This is a genomic window from Bacillus sp. FSL R7-0672, from assembly GCF_038601465.1.
Taxonomy (GTDB): Bacteria; Bacillota; Bacilli; order Bacillales; family Bacillaceae; genus Bacillus; species Bacillus pumilus.
In genome coordinates this window covers 2,087,765-2,105,441 of record NZ_CP152010.1, presented here as the reverse complement: position 1 = coordinate 2,105,441, position 17,677 = coordinate 2,087,765, and the positions used below count along the sequence as shown (strand labels likewise).

At 40.3% G+C, this 17,677-nt stretch carries 18 protein-coding genes and 1 riboswitch; of the genes, 16 read left to right on the top strand and 2 right to left on the bottom strand.

Annotated features, from left to right (window positions below):
- Positions 1 to 177 precede the first annotated feature (177 nt).
- The 3 genes from sigX to MKY18_RS10480 all read left to right on the top strand — a co-directional run bounded on the left by sigX (position 178) and on the right by MKY18_RS10480 (position 2,546).
- Positions 178 to 786: an RNA polymerase sigma factor SigX gene (gene sigX, locus MKY18_RS10490; protein ID WP_003215976.1), complete on the top strand. Its 609-nt coding sequence runs from the start codon at positions 178 to 180 to the stop codon at positions 784 to 786.
- On the top strand, positions 698 to 1,801 hold the full coding sequence (locus MKY18_RS10485) for a sigma X negative regulator (protein ID WP_065098318.1): 1,104 nt from the start codon (positions 698 to 700) through the stop codon (positions 1,799 to 1,801). The genes sigX and MKY18_RS10485 overlap by 89 nt, the downstream gene beginning before the upstream one ends.
- A gap of 100 nt (positions 1,802 to 1,901) precedes the next feature.
- Positions 1,902 to 2,546, top strand: a complete 645-nt coding sequence (locus MKY18_RS10480) for a M23 family metallopeptidase (RefSeq protein ID WP_106067104.1) — start codon at positions 1,902 to 1,904, stop codon at positions 2,544 to 2,546.
- Between the two features lie 35 nt (positions 2,547 to 2,581).
- Here the strand turns inward: MKY18_RS10480 and serA are convergent, their stop codons facing one another.
- Positions 2,582 to 4,156, bottom strand: coding sequence for a phosphoglycerate dehydrogenase (serA, locus tag MKY18_RS10475; protein WP_044141087.1), 1,575 nt, complete (start codon positions 4,154 to 4,156; stop codon positions 2,582 to 2,584).
- Positions 4,157 to 4,443: 287 nt separating this feature from the next.
- Positions 4,444 to 4,575: riboswitch (FMN riboswitch) on the top strand.
- Positions 4,576 to 4,719: 144 nt separating this feature from the next.
- Between serA and MKY18_RS10470 the strand changes: the two genes are divergently transcribed.
- Entirely contained in the window at positions 4,720 to 5,301 is a 582-nt protein-coding gene (locus MKY18_RS10470; protein ID WP_012010414.1) for an ECF transporter S component, read from the top strand.
- A gap of 34 nt (positions 5,302 to 5,335) precedes the next feature.
- Here MKY18_RS10470 and MKY18_RS10465 read toward each other — a convergent pair whose 3' ends face one another.
- Positions 5,336 to 5,584: a ferredoxin gene (locus MKY18_RS10465; RefSeq protein ID WP_003215700.1), complete on the bottom strand. Its 249-nt coding sequence runs from the start codon at positions 5,582 to 5,584 to the stop codon at positions 5,336 to 5,338.
- Positions 5,585 to 5,851: 267 nt separating this feature from the next.
- Between MKY18_RS10465 and MKY18_RS10460 the strand changes: the two genes are divergently transcribed.
- The 12 genes from MKY18_RS10460 (at position 5,852) to ypeB (ending at position 17,677) form a co-directional block, all read left to right on the top strand.
- A complete protein-coding gene (locus tag MKY18_RS10460) occupies positions 5,852 to 6,904 on the top strand; it encodes a helix-turn-helix domain-containing protein (protein ID WP_278175483.1) in 1,053 nt (350 codons plus the stop codon).
- The gene (locus MKY18_RS10455; protein ID WP_342497510.1) at positions 6,897 to 8,405 is read left to right on the top strand and encodes an ATP-dependent DNA helicase RecQ; all 1,509 of its coding nucleotides are present in this window, start codon (positions 6,897 to 6,899) and stop codon (positions 8,403 to 8,405) included. The genes MKY18_RS10460 and MKY18_RS10455 overlap by 8 nt, the downstream gene beginning before the upstream one ends.
- A complete protein-coding gene (locus MKY18_RS10450) occupies positions 8,402 to 9,043 on the top strand; it encodes a CPBP family intramembrane glutamic endopeptidase (RefSeq protein ID WP_044141090.1) in 642 nt (213 codons plus the stop codon). The genes MKY18_RS10455 and MKY18_RS10450 overlap by 4 nt, the downstream gene beginning before the upstream one ends.
- Complete coding sequence (locus tag MKY18_RS10445; protein WP_278175478.1) at positions 8,988 to 9,749, top strand: LysM peptidoglycan-binding domain-containing protein; 762 nt, start codon at positions 8,988 to 8,990, stop codon at positions 9,747 to 9,749. The genes MKY18_RS10450 and MKY18_RS10445 overlap by 56 nt, the downstream gene beginning before the upstream one ends.
- Positions 9,750 to 9,813: 64 nt before the next feature.
- Positions 9,814 to 10,266: a DUF2663 family protein gene (locus MKY18_RS10440; protein WP_003215549.1), complete on the top strand. Its 453-nt coding sequence runs from the start codon at positions 9,814 to 9,816 to the stop codon at positions 10,264 to 10,266.
- A gap of 87 nt (positions 10,267 to 10,353) precedes the next feature.
- Positions 10,354 to 11,142 (top strand): metallophosphoesterase, encoded by a 789-nt coding sequence (locus MKY18_RS10435; protein ID WP_050943977.1) that lies wholly within the window; start codon positions 10,354 to 10,356, stop codon positions 11,140 to 11,142.
- Between the two features lie 165 nt (positions 11,143 to 11,307).
- Positions 11,308 to 11,889 carry a genetic competence negative regulator gene (locus MKY18_RS10430; protein ID WP_050943836.1) on the top strand — a complete coding sequence of 194 codons (582 nt, stop codon included), beginning with the start codon at positions 11,308 to 11,310 and terminating at the stop codon, positions 11,887 to 11,889.
- A 195-nt stretch (positions 11,890 to 12,084) separates the two neighbouring features.
- On the top strand, positions 12,085 to 13,359 hold the full coding sequence (locus MKY18_RS10425; RefSeq protein WP_012010406.1) for a Glu/Leu/Phe/Val dehydrogenase: 1,275 nt from the start codon (positions 12,085 to 12,087) through the stop codon (positions 13,357 to 13,359).
- Between the two features lie 124 nt (positions 13,360 to 13,483).
- On the top strand, positions 13,484 to 14,476 hold the full coding sequence (locus MKY18_RS10420; RefSeq protein WP_340911782.1) for a YpdA family putative bacillithiol disulfide reductase: 993 nt from the start codon (positions 13,484 to 13,486) through the stop codon (positions 14,474 to 14,476).
- Positions 14,477 to 14,609: 133 nt separating this feature from the next.
- The gene (prsW, locus tag MKY18_RS10415) at positions 14,610 to 15,272 is read left to right on the top strand and encodes a glutamic-type intramembrane protease PrsW (RefSeq protein ID WP_044141093.1); all 663 of its coding nucleotides are present in this window, start codon (positions 14,610 to 14,612) and stop codon (positions 15,270 to 15,272) included.
- Positions 15,273 to 15,399: 127 nt separating this feature from the next.
- Entirely contained in the window at positions 15,400 to 16,311 is a 912-nt protein-coding gene (sleB, locus tag MKY18_RS10410) for a spore cortex-lytic enzyme (RefSeq protein ID WP_106065510.1), read from the top strand.
- A gap of 16 nt (positions 16,312 to 16,327) precedes the next feature.
- Entirely contained in the window at positions 16,328 to 17,677 is a 1,350-nt protein-coding gene (gene ypeB / locus MKY18_RS10405; protein ID WP_044141095.1) for a germination protein YpeB, read from the top strand.

Genomic DNA, 17,677 nt, shown 5'->3' with positions numbered 1-17,677 from the left:
AGAAACACTTCTTTTCGAAAGAAAAAGAAGTGTTTTTTTTATTTTCATATTTTTAAGGAGAAGTTAAACAAAAAGCCCTTCCCAAATTGTCGAACTTGTAATATATTTGTCATAAAGTTGTAATGTAACGTTTTGTAAGAGTCACTCGACAAAAATAAGTGAACGGAGGGGTTTCCTATGCATGAAACCTTTCAAAAAATATATGATTCGTACCATCAAGATTTGTACCAGTTTTTATTTTATATGGTTAAAGATAAAAATCAGGCAGAGGATCTCGTTCAGGAGGTTTACATCCGGGTACTTCACTCATATAAAACTTTTGAAGGAAGAAGCAGCGAGAAAACATGGCTGTTTTCAATTGCAAGGCATGTGGCAATTGATTGGTTTCGCAAACAGCAAACCATTAGACAACGGGTACTCGGCACGTTTGATTGGGATAAGCAGGATGTTAAGGACCCAGACTTGCTCCCAGACGAACTGGCTGTACAAGATGAAAATGTAAAAGAAATCTATGCCGCACTTGATCAGTGCACGATTGATCAACGAGCTGTCATCATTTTAAGATTTATCCAGGGCTACTCAATCATGGAGACGGCAAAGGCGCTAAAGTTCTCGGAAAGCAAAGTCAAAACAACGCAGCACCGAGGCCTGAAAGTGCTCCGAAAACATATGGAGCTTTTGAAGGAGGAGCTAGTGAATGAAAACGAACAGGTCCGATTGGAGCGAAGAACGAATCAAGGTGTTACTAAGTCAGCTTCCAAAGGTGGAGGACAACCGTTCATCTAAGCAGATATACCAGCAGATGCTGATGGCAAGCGGGCAGAAAAAGAAAAGTGCCAAATGGATCGGTCCAGCGGTCGCAACCGTTGTGGTTTTATTTATGGCGTTTTTAATTTCTCCTCATTTATTTCAGCCGGCTGCTCAAGATCAGCAAATGAAAATGGATTCAAGTGCTGACAAAAGTCAGGTGAACGCCACATTAGAGGCGGTCAAACAGACAGATGGGCCCTCACACGTTGTGTCTCGTAAGCAGCAGCAAAAGTATATGACCATCGCATACATAGATGAATCAACCTCTCAAGTGGTTCCAATTAGCATTGAAAAAGAGGATGAGTATGATCATTTGCAGGATATGGTGAACACATATGAGCAGGTGCAGCTGCCTGAAATGACAAAACCTCTTCAATCTTATATGGATATGGTGGACCTTCGCGAAAAAGGAGATACACTTATTTTTCAATTAAAAAGTGATTTGTCCCTTGATACGTTAAAAGAAGCCAACCGGTTTAAAGATATGGTAAAAGAAACGCTAAAATGGAGCAGGTATAAGCAGGTGCAAGTCAAGACAGCCAAAGGGTCTCACCTTCAATTAGGAGCAAATGGACGCATTGGAACAATATCGATTGAAAAACAAACAAAACACGCTTATTATGTTTTAGAGAATAAGAGCGGGACTTTTTTGGTGCCTTCAAAAACGCACTATTCATCGTATGAAGATGCGGTAGAAGCTATGAAGCGTACAAGCGATGCAGGACTTGATCCACTAATTAAAGACGAACCGATTAAAGAAGTGACGTCTAAAGGAAAACATGTGACCATTACGTTTGGAGCATCAGCGCAATTATCGGACTCAAATGATCATATTTTACTTATTGAAGGTCTGCTGCTCTCAGCGAAAGATTTTGGTTTTACAGAGGTCACCATTCAACAGGCGGGAACAGATCAAGTTGGTCCGTATGAATTAGAAGAACCGATAGAGGTGCCGGCTCTGCCGAATCCAGTTGTCATAAAAGACCGTTAAAGGACGCGAGAAATTGCGTTCTTTTTTGATGTATAGAAAATAGCTTCCTTGCTGTATACTAAGCTGTCATAAAAAGAACCTCAAAGAAGGGGAGTCACTGATGAAAAGGTATTGCTTCATATGTGCCAGCTGTTTTTTGATGGTCTTTTCGCCTGTTGCTCATGCACAGGAAACAAGCGAATGGGTGGAGCCGATAAAAGGAGAAGTCACAGATTTGTTTGGGACAAGAGGCGGCTCGCACAAGGGATTAGATATAGCTGCGCCAGAAGGAGAATCCATCTTTGCTGCAAGTGAAGGTGTGGTCTCGCGTTCGTATGTATCTGCTACATATGGCGAGGTTGTGTTTATTCAGCATCCAAATGGATATGAAACCGTCTATGCACATTTACACGAGCGTTTTGTTAAAAAGGATGACCATGTAGAAGCAGGACAGCCGATCGGCATTATCGGCAACACAGGGGCGTCTAGAGGCACTCATTTGCATTTTGAGGTGCACAGGGGTCATTGGTCAGTCAGCAAAGAAGATGCGGTAGATCCACTCACAATCATTGCAGTGGATCGCTTCCAAGAGCCGGCTCTACATGTAAACGGACAAGAGAACAATACATATCTCATTAAACAAGGAGATACCCTTTGGTCGATTGCAAAGGCGCATGAGATGACTGTGGAACAATTGAAGCAGATGAATGAGCTGACCACTCATCTCATCCGAACGGGAGATCGTTTAATGGTTTCAAAAAAATAAACCTCATGCATGTGCATGAGGTTTATCATGATTTTTTATAGGTCGATCAGACGGACAGAAAGTATATCTTGCACTTCGGTTAATTCTTTAACAATTTCGTCCTCGAGATGCTTGTCGAAAGAAAGCATCATAATGGCTTCGCCGCCTTTTTCTTTACGTCCTACCTGCATTGTCGCAATGTTAACATCATGATCGCCTAAAATTTGTCCAACCTTTCCAATTACACCAGGTGCATCAGTATGCTGGATGTAGACAAGGTGTCCATCTGGATAAAAATCAATATTAAATCCATTAATGGAAACAACGCGTTCTCCTAAATGCGGGATATAGGTTGCTTTTAGAGTAAAGGTTGAAAGGTCGCCTTTGACTTCAATAGAAATGCTGTTTTCGTAACCAGATTCGCTAGAAGAAATCTTTTCACTAAAGCTAATGCCGCGTTCTTTTGCCACCATTCCAGCATTGACTTCATTTACAGTCGAATCAACACGCTCTTTTAAAAAGCCTGACAGAAGACTTTTTGTAATAAAGGATGTTTCGAGTTTTGAAATAGAGCCTTCGTAAGAGATGCCTACTTCTTTTACCGGTTCTCTCATTGATTGAGAGACAAGACGTCCGAGCTTCCCTGCAAACTGATGATAAGGCTGAATTTTTTTGAACTCGTCTTTTGTCATCGCTGGTAGATTAATAGATGACATAACAGGGAGTCCTTTTGCAAATTGAAGTACTTCTTCAGATACTTGCGCCGCCACATTTAATTGTGCTTCCTTCGTCGATGCGCCAAGATGCGGAGTCGCAATGACGAGCGGATGGTCTACAAGCGGATTATCAGTAGGAGGTTCTACTTCAAATACATCGAGTGCAGCTCCTGCAACATGGCCGCTTTCAAGCGCTTCAAGAAGGTCGCGCTCGTCAATAATACCACCGCGTGCACAGTTCACTAGGCGAACGCCTTTTTTCGTTTTTGCAATTGTTTCTTTATTGAGAAGTCCTCTTGTTTCTTTTGTTAACGGGGTATGTACAGTGATAATATCTGATACTTCGAGTACTTCATCAAGTGATTTGGCGTTGACACCGATTTTTTCTGCGCGTTCCTTTGTCAGAAACGGGTCAAATACGTTGACTGTCATGCCAAATGCTCTTGCACGCTGGGCAATTTCGCTTCCGATTCTGCCAAGTCCAACAATCCCAAGAGATTTTCCATAAAGCTCTGCACCAACATAGGCACCTCTGTTCCATTCTTTTGATTTCACAGAAATGTTGGCTTGTGGAATATGACGCATGAGCGAAGAGATCATCGCAAATGTATGCTCAGCTGTGGAGATCGTATTACCGTTTGGTGCATTGATGACAATGACGCCATGCTTGGTTGCTTCATCAATATCAATATTGTCTACTCCCACACCGGCACGGCCGACAATTTTTAATGAAGTCATTTTTTCATAAAGCTCTTTGGTCACTTTCGTAGCACTTCTGACAAGTAAGGCATCAAATGTGTGTAATTCATCTTCTGCTTCTGTTACATTTTTTTGGACAATTTCAACAAAATCTGATTCTAAAAGTGGTAAAAGACCATCATTGCTCATCTTATCTGAGACTAATACTCGAAACATCGTAAGATTTCCTCCTAAAATAAACGTCATAAATATCTGATAATTTACCATATTCCTTTTCACTGTGTCAATCAAATTAAAGCAGTAAAGCGAAAAAGAAAACACGAACATTTCTTGGTGTCTTTATAAAGAATGGACACCTTTAAACAAAAGATAACCAATTTTTTCGTATTTGTCATTATAATTTTTAAGTTTTTTACGTTTTCTTAAAACTGATCAAATTGCTCAGGATTTTTATCTGTACAAATGCTCATATATCATATATAATGATGTCGAATTGAATAATGATCAATCTTCGGGGCAGGGTGCGATTCCCTACCGGCGGTGATGAGCATAGTCTCTAAGCCCGCGAGCCTTTTTTGGCAGGATTCGGTGTGATTCCGAAGCCGACAGTATAGTCTGGATGGGAGAAGATGGAGGTTCGTAAACGTTGAAAACTTGGTTTTTCACACGTTTATTTGTCTAGCCTAAATTCCCCGCTCCTGTTTTCATGAGCGGTTTTTTTGTGGCTGAAATTGAACAATCCTCTTTTCGAAAGATTTGATCGAAAAGGAGAGAGAATATTGAATCAAAGTAAAGTAAAACGTTTAGTCGTCACCAGTATGCTTAGCAGTATTTCGTTTGTGTTAATTTTATTGGATTTCCCTTTCCCAGGGCTTCCAGCGTATTTGAAAATTGATTTCAGCGATATCCCAGCGATTATTGCGATTTTAATTTATGGGCCAGGTGCAGGAATTGCCGTTGAGGCATTAAAAAATGTTCTGCATTATCTCATTCAAGGCAGTATGTCCGGCGTTCCAGTTGGGCAAGTCGCGAACTTCATTGCAGGCACACTATTCATCTTACCAGTCGCCTTTATGTTCAAAAAAATTAAATCAGCAAAAGGAATGGCTTGGTCAATGATCATGGGTACATTACTTATGACTGTGATGATGAGCATTTTAAATTACTTCTTATTCCTGCCAGCTTACACATGGTTTTTAAACGCACCTGAACTATCAGATCATGCGCTCAAGACGACCATTACAGCAGGGATTTTACCTTTTAACTTTATTAAAGGAATCATCATTACCATCGTATTTAGCTTCATTTTTGTGAAAATGCGTCCATGGTTTGAAAATAAACGCCGACTTCAAAATAGTTAATATAAAAAAAGCCCCTGCTTAAGGGGCTTTTATACTATTCATGCTTAAGTGGATCACCCTCGAAAGATTCGTCCGCAACTTTGATTGAGTCAGTTGGACATCCTTCAAATGCATCAAGCATATCTTCTTCAAGTACTTCTGGAACTTCTACAGTCCCTTGGTTGTCGTCAAGCGTAACAAATGCAATGCCTTCATCATCATAATCATAAATGTCTGGAGCAGCTGCACCGCATGCGCCGCAAGCAATACATGTGTCTTTGTCTACAATTGTATATTTTGCCATGTTAAAAAAATACCTCCCAAATAGTTCGATGGAACACATGGTTTAACTTTTTTAGTTTCACCGATAAAAAACAATTTCCTCAAACCTTATTGTAATGATTTTAAATTCACATTTCAACTGTAAAGTGATTGAGAATGCTTATCACATAAGGGTTTGTTCATAACTTTCCCCTATAAATTGAGTTTAAACATTTCTTCTTGTATGAAATCTGTTAAAATAAAGGGAGAAAATATTCGAATTTTGTCAGGAAGACAGGTGCTTTGATGAATGACTCTTCATTATTTGGATGTCATGTTAATGGACAGCGTATATAAATTGAACGGCGAACGCTCCATTAGTGCTGTCTACCATCTTTTTAAAGGAAAAAAATCATCTCAAACCATACAGGATGCCAGCTTGTTTGAGCTTTCCAGGTACTTCGGCTGTTACCCGGGATTTACGAGAGATCAGCTGAATCGTTCTGCTTTAAAGCTTGAAGAGAAGCACTATATTAGAAAAACCGATGAGACACTGAGTATCACTGAAGCAGGGCAGCGAATGCTACACCAACATTTTTCTGAAAAACCGATGCCTGCATATTTTCATGGTGCAAAATATCATGATAAAGCAAAGATGCTATGGATGAGGCTCTCTTTACTTGTACAAGTGCTTTCTCACCATATGGCTGGATCACATCAATATGTTCCAATACAAAGAGATGTCTCGGTTCAAAGCTGGACGAAATCTTTTTTGAAACAGCATCAGCAGAAAAGCAAGCTTTCAGAAGAGCTGCATCATGAACTAGAAAAACTCCTAATGAGCCTAAGTGATCACGAGGCACTGATTTTTGTTTACTCATTGACCTCAAATGAACGAATCGGGCGTACGTATCAGCAAATGGCGGAGTGGATGAAAGAAGATGTGTGGTATGTGTACTTGCTTTTTTGGAATGTACTCCATTATTTTATTCAATCTGCCCAAAAAGGTGAGGCGCCGATTTTGCAGCAGCTCGTAGGTGACCTTGAATTTAAACGCGTGTTAACAACTTCTACTCACAAAACACTTGAGCTTGTCCAAAAAGGATTTGATATTGAACAAATTGCTCACATTCGTTCATTAAAAAAGGCAACGATTGAAGATCATATCGTGGAGCTGTCGATACATGAGCCAAGCTTTTCAATAGATCCCTATGTGAGTATAAAAGAGCAGCGGGAGATCCTTGCTGTAGCCAGAGAGTTGCAAACAAATAAAATGAAGCTGATTAAAGAAAAGCTCGAGCATCCATTTACTTATTTTCAAATACGCTTGGCACTGACAAGGATGGTGAAAGCAAATGGATAAGCTTCATCAGACGCTCATGCGATACTTTGGCCACGACACATTTAAAGCAGGTCAAGAGGACATTATTCGAAGTGTACTGCATCAAAAAGATACGGTTGCCATGCTGCCTACTGGTGGAGGAAAGTCGCTTTGCTATCAAATTCCCGGTTATATGACAGACGGGTTGGTTCTGATTATTTCGCCGCTTTTATCGCTTATGGAGGACCAAGTAGAACGAATGAAAATGCGCGGAGAAAAACGAGTAGCGGCGCTTAATAGCACATTGTCTTTTCAGGAGAGGCGACATATCATTCGGCATTTGCCATCATATAAATTTCTATTCGTCGCACCTGAGGCATTAATGTCAGAATTGCTGCTAGAACAGCTCAAATCGATGCGTATTGGTCTGTTTGTCGTCGATGAAGCGCATTGTATATCAGAATGGGGGCATGATTTCCGTCCTGAATATTCGAAGCTTGGAGAATGGAGAGAAGCGTTAGGTCATCCTGTGGCTTTAGCTCTTACAGCTACAGCAACGAAACAAACGCTAAAAGATACTGTGCAAACGCTAAGATTGCAGCATCCAGACTTTCATATACATTCCGTCAACCGCCCGAACATTGCCTTAGTCAAAGAAATGCACGAAACGAAAGAAGCAAAAGAGAAACGGGCTATTGAGCTTGCGGATTTCCTGCAAGGACCAGGCATTATTTATTGCCCGACCCGGCAAATGACAGAAGAGCTTGCTCTCTGTATGAAACAAAAAACCAATCAGCGTGTTGAGTTTTATCATGGCGGAATGGATGCAGGAGAGCGTATGCTCATTCAGCAGCAATTTATCAGCGGTCAGCTTGATCTCATTTGCTGTACGAGTGCTTTTGGCATGGGAATTGATAAAGCAAATATCCGATTTGTCATTCATATGAGCCCTCCGCAATCGATTGAAGCATTTATGCAAGAGATTGGAAGAGCGGGAAGGGACGGGAAAAATAGTGTGAGCATTCTTTTATATACAGAAGAGGATGCAGATATTCAGCAACACTTGATCCAAACAGAAGGATTTGACGAACCAGAAATTGATTTCTATTTAGCACAACTGACTCAAATGCAGACAAATGATGAAAAAAAATTACGTGCACGATTGATGGAAACAGGGCTTCAGGAGACGCGTGCAAGAATGCTGACGCACTATTACATGATGCATGAGTCCGAACAGCGCCCGGCAATTCTGATGAATCTAAAAGAAAAATTGCAGGACAGGCAAACAGAAAAGCTGAGAAAAGTGTGGCAATTTAAAGAGCGGGTCATGGATCATGACTGCTTTAGACAATCTCTGTTATCATACTTTCACGAACAGCTTGATCAAACAGAGCGCGCGTCCTCTGATGATTGCTGCTCTTCTTGCGGACTGAACCTGTCTGATTATGAAAAAAAAGAACAATCATTGGAGCTGAATGAAATGAAACACTGGAAGACTGTGCTGGATCACATGTTTCATCTGACAAAAGAGGCGCAGCATTGATTGAACAACATCGCCGAATCATTGAAAAATTAACCGATCGACAAGTCGTAGAACAGCTGTATTTCACGCAGCTGCTCATGCTTATCGTTTCTTTTTTACTAGGCATATTTATGTTCGATCAATGGACGGATTTTACAGCCCTTTGGCAGATTCAGGATATGCGCATTCTAACATATGGAATTGGCGGTGCATTGCTCGTCATTATTATAGATGCAATTGTCATGAAGGTGTTTCCCGCTCATATGTATGATGATGGCGGTTTAAATGAAAAGATGTTCAAAAACCGAAGCATCCCGCATATTGTTTGGTTAGCACTACTCATTGCCTTTTCAGAGGAAATACTATTTCGCGGAATTGTTCAACAGCAATTTGGGCTTGAGATTGCCAGCATCGTGTTTGCGCTTCTTCACTTTCGCTATTTATCAAAAATACTCTTGTTTATCCTCGTGGTTTCCATTAGTATTTTTTTAGGACTTTTATACGAGTGGACGGGGAATTTATTTGTTCCTGTCATGACACATTTTGTCATTGACTTAGTCTTTGCTTGTCAAATTCGTTTGAAATATAAGGGGAGGGATGAACATGGAAGAAATGTCGAGAATGCAGAGAAAGAAGGAGCAGCTGACAAACAACCATGACGACAATGTAGAGGAAATTCTTGAAGAAAAAGTACATCCTTCTGATGACTCTCACTTTCCTACGCGAGAAGACTTTCATGAATATAAGAAGCAGCGTACGAAAAAAGTGCGCAATCCTTTGTTTACGACATTGGCTATTATCTTTCCTATCATCGTCATCACTGTTTTCTTTCTATTGATCTACTACACTTCAAAGGAAATTAACGATAATAACAATCAGGGTGTATACATTGATAAAACCTCAAGTGCTGACACAGACCCAGTTCCGTCAGCACTAGCCGAAACAAAAAATGACGCAAACGCTGATAAAGCGGATGCGTCTGATGAAGAGAAGAAAAAGAAAGATGAAGAAAAAGAAAAGAAGCGATCAAAAGAAAAAGCAGAGCAGAAGAAAAAAGAAAAAGCTGCTAAAGAGAAACAAGAGCGTGAAAAAGCCGCAGCTGCGAAAAAGCGTGAACAGCAGCAGCTAGCCCTCCAAAAACAGCAAGAAGAGAAAAAACGAAAAGAAGCCGAAGAGAAAAAGAATCAGGAAGAAAAGCCAGTTCGTGTCGTGCAGCATACTGTTGGACCAGAGGAAAACCTGTATCGAATCTCGATGAAATATTACAAAAGCCGATCGGGTGAAGAGAAAATAAAAGCTTATAATCATTTAAATGGGAACAGTGTATACAGTGGTCAAGTACTCAACATTCCATTGGAAAACTAATTACCTGACATGAACGAATGAAAAAGCACATACATATGTAGAAAAAAGGGACAGGGTGTATGTGATGACTTTGCACGCAATCAGCCGCTATATGGATCAGCCGACACAGAAAATGATGGAAACGTTGATCAAAAGAAAGCACAAATATGAGGGCTTTGCCAAGCAGTGTAAAAGGTGGCAATGGACAGCCCTTTTGTCGCTGGCGATTCTTTTGTTTTATTTTGTGATAACGGCAAATAAGGGAGGCTCTCTTCAGCCAGAAGCGATGATTGCAACACTGCTCGGTCATGAGGTCTTTCTATTTTGGATAATGGCTGAGGTGTTTGCTTTTTATGCTTCTTATTATTATAAGAAAAAAGAAGAAAAGGCTGAGGATGAATATCATCGCCTCAGATGTGAGATTATACAAAAAAGCACAGACTTATGGCCGCAATCAGACCAGTGGAAAGAGCGTGAAGCGGTTTTTCGCTATATGCAGCAGCAATATGACATTAATCTCTATTATGAAAGTAAATAAATGTGTAAAAAGACGTTTTAATAGTTGAAACGTCTTTTTTCATTCAAGCGTCTTATGAACGACACATATGCAAGGGAGCCATTTATGATGAAATATGCCATCGGATTTACTGCCGCCATTGCGGCTGTTACAACAGGTGTGTGTGTAACGGCAAAAATGGTGAAAACGGCAAAACAAAACAACATCAAAAAGCATTACTTTACAATAGAAGCACTTCAATCAGATCGACCAGCAGTGATTTTCTTTATTTCTGATACACACCGCCGGCTGATTAGTGACTCATTATTAGCTGAGGTCACACAAGAAAAACCGGATGTCATTATGATAGGCGGGGACTTAGCAGAAAAAGGTGTACCCTACGCCAGAATTGAAGAAAATGTGAAACGTTTATCAAGAATTGCGCCCGTTTATTTTGTTTGGGGAAATAATGATCACGAGCTGCACCAGCAAAAGCTTAAAGAGATTCTTCATGCTTACGATGTGACGACTCTGCAAAATGAAACAGCTGTGTGGGATTTCGAAGGCCAGTCAATCAAAATTGGAGGCATCGATGATATTCGGCTTGAAAAGGCGGATTATGAAGCGATACGACCTGAGTTTGTGAAAGATGACGTAAATATTCTCTTATCACACAACCCAGATGTACATCATTTAATGAGTGAAGATGAGGGGATCGACCTTGTTCTGAGCGGTCATACGCATGGAGGTCAGATTCGAATTGGGAAATTTGGTCCGTATGAAAAAGGAAGAACAGGTCAGGTCAAAGGCGCATTTTTTCTCATTAGTAATGGCTATGGAACAACAAAGATTCCAATGCGTCTCGGGGCAGAACCGGAAACGCATCTGATCTATTTAATGCCTGTCAAAACGCGATGACTTGCTGCGCCCTCAATATTTTCCATAAAAGTCACCGTAAGCATAGCTTCATGCTTGTCTTCCGTCTTGACACAGTGTAAACTGAATACAAAATTAAGAACCTATGACTCATCATCTCATATACTACAGTATGATGTGTGTTTAGAAGAGGCAGGAGGGAACGTTATGCGACTGGAGCGTCTGAATTATAATAAAATCAAAATTTTTCTCACACTAGATGACCTGACAGACCGGGGTCTTACGAAAGAAGACCTTTGGAAAGATTCGTTCAAAGTCCATCAGCTGTTTAAAGACATGATGAACGAAGCGAATCAGGAGCTCGGTTTTGAAGCGAGTGGACCGATTGCTGTTGAAGTATTTTCACTTCAGGCGCAGGGGATGGTCGTCATTGTCACAAAGAGTCAGCAGGATGATGCTGATGATGATGAGTTTGATGAAGATTACATTGAGATGCAAGTCAAGCTCGACGAGAGTAATCATGTGCTCTATCAATTTGCCTCGTTTGAAGATGTGATTCAACTGTCCCATAGTTTAAGTCGTATTGGACTTTTAGGGGGTACAGTTTACCATTATGAAGGTCAATATTTTCTCAGCCTAGATGATTTTGAAGAACTGTCTGCTGATACGGTTATTTCCATTTTAGCGGAGTTCGGTTCACCTACGACATTAACGATTCATCGGCTAAAAGAATACGGAAAAGTGATCATGCAAGATGATGCAGTGAAAACGATTCAAATGTATTTTTAATCACTTTTTTCTATTATATTTAATACTGTTGTGATGAAACAACAGTATTTTTTTATATCCTTTTTATATTTATAAACGCTGATATTTTATTTTGATAAAAAACGTTTTTTACCTTTGCTTTACCAGTACGAAGGTGTATACTATTGCTTGAAAGGGAGCAGTAGATCATGAAAGATTTCTAGGGGGTTTATTTTAATGGCAGCCGATCAAAACGCCGCTCATAACGCAGAAGATAAGCTAGATGTTTTAAAGTCAACTCAAACCGTCATACATAAAGCGCTAGACAAATTAGGGTATCCGCAAGAAGTGTATGAATTGCTGAAGGAGCCAATTCGTCTATTAACTGTGAAAATTCCAGTACGAATGGATGATGGATCAGTGAAAATTTTCACTGGTTACCGCGCGCAGCACAATGATGCTGTCGGACCGACAAAAGGCGGTATTCGTTTCCACCCGAACGTTACTGAAAAAGAAGTAAAAGCGCTTTCAATTTGGATGAGTTTAAAATGTGGTATTGTGGATCTTCCTTATGGCGGAGGAAAAGGCGGTATTATCTGTGATCCAAGAGAAATGTCATTTAGAGAGCTTGAAAAACTGAGCCGCGGCTATGTTCGCGCAATCAGTCAAATCGTTGGTCCAACGAAAGATGTACCAGCACCAGATGTGTTTACAAACTCTCAAATTATGGCATGGATGATGGACGAATATTCTAGAATGGATGAATTTAACTCGCCAGGATTTATTACCGGAAAACCAATTGTTCTTGGAGGATCACACGGACGTGATACTGCAACAGCAAAAGGTGTGACGATCTGCATCAAAGAAGCGGCGAAGAAAAAAGGAATTGACATTAGCGGGGCACGTGTTGTCGTACAGGGATTCGGAAATGCAGGAAGCTACTTGGCTAAATTCATGTATGATGCCGGAGCGAAAATCGTAGGGATTTCAGATGCTTACGGCGGGTTATACGATGAAGATGGTCTTGATATTGACTACTTGCTTGACAGACGTGACAGCTTTGGAACGGTTACTAAATTATTTAACGATACCATCACAAACCAAGAGCTGCTTGAGCTCGATTGTGATATCTTAGTACCTGCAGCCATTGAGAACCAAATCACTGAAGATAATGCGGCAAACATTAAAGCTAAAATTGTCGTAGAAGCAGCGAATGGTCCAACGACACTTGAAGGAACAAAAATTCTTTCAGATCGTGGAGTACTGCTTGTCCCAGACGTACTTGCGAGTGCGGGTGGTGTAACGGTTTCTTACTTTGAATGGGTGCAGAATAACCAAGGGTTCTACTGGACTGAAGAGGAAGTCGAAACTCGTTTAGAAGATATGATGGTGAAATCATTTAATAATATTTATGAAATGGCGCAAAATCGCCGCATCGATATGCGTCTTGCAGCATATATGGTCGGCGTACGTAAAATGGCTGAAGCTTCTCGATTCAGAGGCTGGATTTAAGCGGCTCATTTGCATCGTGCCTTAAAATCTCCTATCCTTAAATAGGAGATTTTTTTTATGGAATGGAACAACTCATGAAACAGCTAGCAATTGTTATTGCATTGAAACGACAGGAGTGGAACAAATGAAACAAGAAAAAGCGATCATAATAGGAGGCGGCCCATGCGGGTTATCAGCTGCCATCGCATTCAAGCAAATTGGAATTGATGCACTTGTCATTGAAAAGGGGAATGTCGTCAACAGTATTTATCATTACCCAACACATCAAACCTTTTTCAGTTCAAGTGAAAAGCTTGAGATTGGTGATGTCGCGTTTATTACTGAAAATCGCAAGCCTGTTCGTATCCAGGCACTTTCTTATTATCGAGAAGTAGTCAGACGAAAAAGCCTGCGTGTACATGCCTTTGAAAAAGTGAACGCTGTGACGAAAAAAGACGGTCATTTTACCGTGAGCACATCAAAAGACGACTATGTATGTGATTATGTCGTGATTGCTACTGGCTACTATGACCATCCAAACTATATGAATGTCAAAGGGGAAGACCTTCCACATGTGTATCATTATTTTAAAGAAGGACACCCATACTTTGATAAAGATGTAACGGTGATCGGCGGGAAAAACTCAAGTGTCGATGCTGCGCTAGAACTTGTGAAATGCGGAAGTAGAGTCACTGTACTTTATCGAGGAACTGAATATTCATCTAGCATCAAACCTTGGATTTTGCCAGAGTTTGAAGCACTTGTGCGGAATGGAACGATTCGAATGGAGTTTGGAGCGCAGGTGAAGGAAATTACAGAAGAAGAAGTGATTTTTACTAACCAACAAGAGCAAACGGAGCGAGTGAAAAGTGATTATGTTTTTGCCATGACAGGCTATCATCCAGATCATTCTTTCTTAGAAAAAATGGGTGTGACAATTGATCAAGAATCAGGCCGACCAGCATTTGATGAACAGACGATGGAGACAAACGTAGAAGGTATTTTCATCGCAGGAGTGATTGCAGCTGGAAATAATGCCAATGAAATTTTCATTGAAAACGGGAGATTTCATGGGGGGCTAATTGCAGAAGAAATCAACAAAAGAATGAACGATAAAAAAAGAACTGGATCCTTCTAAGGGATTCGGTTCTTTTTGATATAAAATGGGATTATATAGAAAGTAATTTTCATAAAAATGGGCTCGAGTCATATAAAAAAAGGGTAAATCATGGTACGATAATGAAGGATAATGTAGGGAAAGAGGTCTGGTTATGATCGCAATCATCTCAGCAGGTTTAGCTCCCGGCATCGCACTTTTAAGTTATTTTTATTTGAAAGATCAGTACGACAATGAGCCGGTACACATGGTCATCAGATCTTTTATGCTAGGTGTTATACTTGTGTTTCCAACCATGTTTATTCAATATGTCCTTCAAGAGGAGCATATCACAACGAACCCTATCTTGATTTCATTTGTGACGTCGGGCTTCTTAGAGGAATCTTTAAAATGGTTTATTTTAATGGTCAGCGTCTATGCGCATGCCCAATTTGACGAACACTATGATGGAATTGTATATGGAACCAGTGTCTCACTTGGTTTCGCAACACTTGAAAATATTCTTTATTTGGTCGGTCACGGAGTTGAATATGCATTCACCCGTGCTTTATTACCCGTCTCAAGTCATGCTTTATTCGGTGTTGTGATGGGATTTTATATCGGCAAAGCCCGCTTCTCTGATAAAAAGGAGCAGCGCAAATGGCTGATCCTTTCTTTAACGCTTCCTGTGCTTTTTCACGGCCTATATGATTTCATATTGTTAGGAATGAAAAATTGGGGATATATCATGCTGCCATTCATGATTTTTTTGTGGTGGTTTGGCCTGCGAAAAGCAAAAAAAGCTCGTTCAGTGAAAATGGTGCAAAATTTAATGTAGAAAACGTCTTATCAGTTGATAGGGCGTTTTTTTGTCTTTTCATCCATTTCTCTCCTGTGATGAATGTATAAAAATAGGGATTGGAAGAAATATATATTCAAACATCAAAAGTACAGGAGGATCAAATATGGACAAAGCTCGTTTCATGAAACAAATCGTCCTTATCTTCTCAATCGTTCTACTCGCAACCTCACTGATGACAACTGAAAAAAGTGAAGCCTTCACCAGTCAAGTCATCCAGCGTGGTGCGACAGGAGAAGATGTAGTCGAGTTGCAAGCACGGCTCCAATACAATGGCTTTTACAATGGCAAAATTGATGGTGTATATGGCTGGGGAACGTACTGGGCCGTTCGCAACTTTCAAAGCCAATATGGTGTAAAAAAGGTCGACGGACTTGTAGGTAAACAAACAAAAAGCCTATTAGTTCAAAAGACAAAATACTATAAAGACTTTGTTCAGCAGCAGCTGCAAAAGGGGAATGAGTTTACCCATTATGGCGGGAAACCTCTTGATCAGCAAACAAAAGCTCCTGCGAAAAGAAGCTCACAAAAAAAGACTGCTCAAGGTGCAAAAGAGAATCAAAAAAGTCAAAGCGGAGCATCTGGAAAGTCTGCGAAACAGTCAGGTAATCAGCAAGCAAATCAAACACCGAAACAAACGGCAGCCAACATGCCAGGTGGTTTTTCTAGTAATGATATTCAGCTCTTATCACAAGCGGTTTATAGTGAAGCAAGAGGTGAGCCGTATGAAGGACAGGTGGCGATCGCTGCCGTCATCTTAAACCGTTTGAACAACTCGACTTTTCCAAATACAATCGCAGGAGTTATTTTTGAACCGCTTGCGTTTACAGCTGTGGCGGATGGTCAATTTTATATGTCACCAAATGAAACTGCAAAAAAGGCTGTGTTTGATGCCATTAACGGCTGGGACCCGTCTGAGAGCGCCGTCTATTACTTTAATCCTGATACAGCAACAAGTCCATGGATTTGGGGAAGACCACAAATTAAACGAATCGGGAAACATATTTTCTGCGAATAAAAAGAGGTGTAAATAAATGATCAGAGGAATATTGATTGCCATTTTAGGAATTGCTGTCATCTCAACAGGTTATTGGGGCTATAAAGAGCATCAAGAAAAAGACGCAGTGCTGCTGCACGCAGAGAACAACTATCAGAGGGCCTTCCACGATTTAACGTACCAAGTGGATCAGCTGCACGACAAACTTGGGGCAACGCTTGCGATGAACAGCCAATCGTCGATTTCACCAGCACTTGCAGATGTATGGAGAATGTCATCAGAAGCACATAACAATGTGAGTCAGCTTCCGCTCACATTAATGCCTTTTAACAAAACGGAAGAATTTTTGGCGAATGTCGGAGACTTTAGCTACAAATCATCAGTTAAATCCTTATCAGATGAACCATTAAACAAAAATACGCACAAAACCATTTCGTCCTTATATCAACAAGCATCTGATATCCAAAACGAACTGAGACAAGTGCAGCATCTCGTCCTCAACAAAAATTTAAAATGGATGGATGTTGAAATGGCACTTGCTGATGGTGACCGAAAGAATGATAACACCATCATTGACGGCTTGAAAACAGTCGAGAGAAATGCAGATGCATTTGCAGATGTCGATCTCGGACCGACAAATGTGTCGACAGAAGCAGAAACACGCGGCTACAATCATTTAAAGGGCAAAAAGATTTCAAAGAAAGAAGCGATACGCATTGCTCAGCAATTCGCACCTGATCATAATCAACATTTTAAGGTGAGAAAAAGCGGAAGCAAAACCAATCGAGATGTGTACAGCTTATCGATGTCAGATCCTGATAGTAAAGCGAATTTTTATTTAGACTTAACTGAAAAAGGAGGACATCCAGTCTACCTTCTTCAAAATCGAGACGTGAAAAAACAGAAAATCAGTTTAAATCAAGCATCAGAAAAAGCACTCAGCTTCTTAAAGAAGCAAGGATTTGATGCAGAGTCATTCCATTTAGATGAAAGTGCGCAATTTGATAATATCGGTGTATTTACCTATGTACCTCTTCAAAAAAATGTACTGCTTTATCCAGATAGTATACGCATGAAGGTCGCATTAGACGATGGTGAAGTGGTTGGATTTTCAGCGAAAGACTATTTAACGAATCATAAAACAAGAGACATCAAAGCACCTAAAATCTCGCAAAAAGAAGCGAAGAAAACGCTCAATCAGCATGTAAAAATCGAAGATACTCATGTAGCGATTGTTCAAAACGATATGTCAGAGGAAGTTTTATGCTATGAGTTCCTTGGAACGATAAAAAATGATACGTACCGAATGTTTATTAATGCGGATACTGGAAAAGAAGAACGAGTAGATAAACTAAAAAACGCAGAACCTATATATAAAGACCTATAG

Coding starts and splice junctions, on each gene's coding strand:
- sigX (WP_003215976.1), top strand. CDS start 178: ATGCATGAAACCTTTCAAAAAATATATGATTCGTACCATCAAGATTTG.
- MKY18_RS10485 (WP_065098318.1), top strand. CDS start 698: ATGAAAACGAACAGGTCCGATTGGAGCGAAGAACGAATCAAGGTGTTA.
- MKY18_RS10480 (WP_106067104.1), top strand. CDS start 1,902: ATGAAAAGGTATTGCTTCATATGTGCCAGCTGTTTTTTGATGGTCTTT.
- serA (WP_044141087.1), bottom strand. CDS start 4,156: ATGTTTCGAGTATTAGTCTCAGATAAGATGAGCAATGATGGTCTTTTA.
- MKY18_RS10465 (WP_003215700.1), bottom strand. CDS start 5,584: ATGGCAAAATATACAATTGTAGACAAAGACACATGTATTGCTTGCGGC.
- MKY18_RS10460 (WP_278175483.1), top strand. CDS start 5,852: ATGACTCTTCATTATTTGGATGTCATGTTAATGGACAGCGTATATAAA.
- MKY18_RS10455 (WP_342497510.1), top strand. CDS start 6,897: ATGGATAAGCTTCATCAGACGCTCATGCGATACTTTGGCCACGACACA.
- MKY18_RS10445 (WP_278175478.1), top strand. CDS start 8,988: ATGGAAGAAATGTCGAGAATGCAGAGAAAGAAGGAGCAGCTGACAAAC.
- MKY18_RS10440 (WP_003215549.1), top strand. CDS start 9,814: ATGACTTTGCACGCAATCAGCCGCTATATGGATCAGCCGACACAGAAA.
- MKY18_RS10435 (WP_050943977.1), top strand. CDS start 10,354: ATGAAATATGCCATCGGATTTACTGCCGCCATTGCGGCTGTTACAACA.
- MKY18_RS10430 (WP_050943836.1), top strand. CDS start 11,308: ATGCGACTGGAGCGTCTGAATTATAATAAAATCAAAATTTTTCTCACA.
- MKY18_RS10425 (WP_012010406.1), top strand. CDS start 12,085: ATGGCAGCCGATCAAAACGCCGCTCATAACGCAGAAGATAAGCTAGAT.
- MKY18_RS10420 (WP_340911782.1), top strand. CDS start 13,484: ATGAAACAAGAAAAAGCGATCATAATAGGAGGCGGCCCATGCGGGTTA.
- prsW (WP_044141093.1), top strand. CDS start 14,610: ATGATCGCAATCATCTCAGCAGGTTTAGCTCCCGGCATCGCACTTTTA.
- sleB (WP_106065510.1), top strand. CDS start 15,400: ATGGACAAAGCTCGTTTCATGAAACAAATCGTCCTTATCTTCTCAATC.
- ypeB (WP_044141095.1), top strand. CDS start 16,328: ATGATCAGAGGAATATTGATTGCCATTTTAGGAATTGCTGTCATCTCA.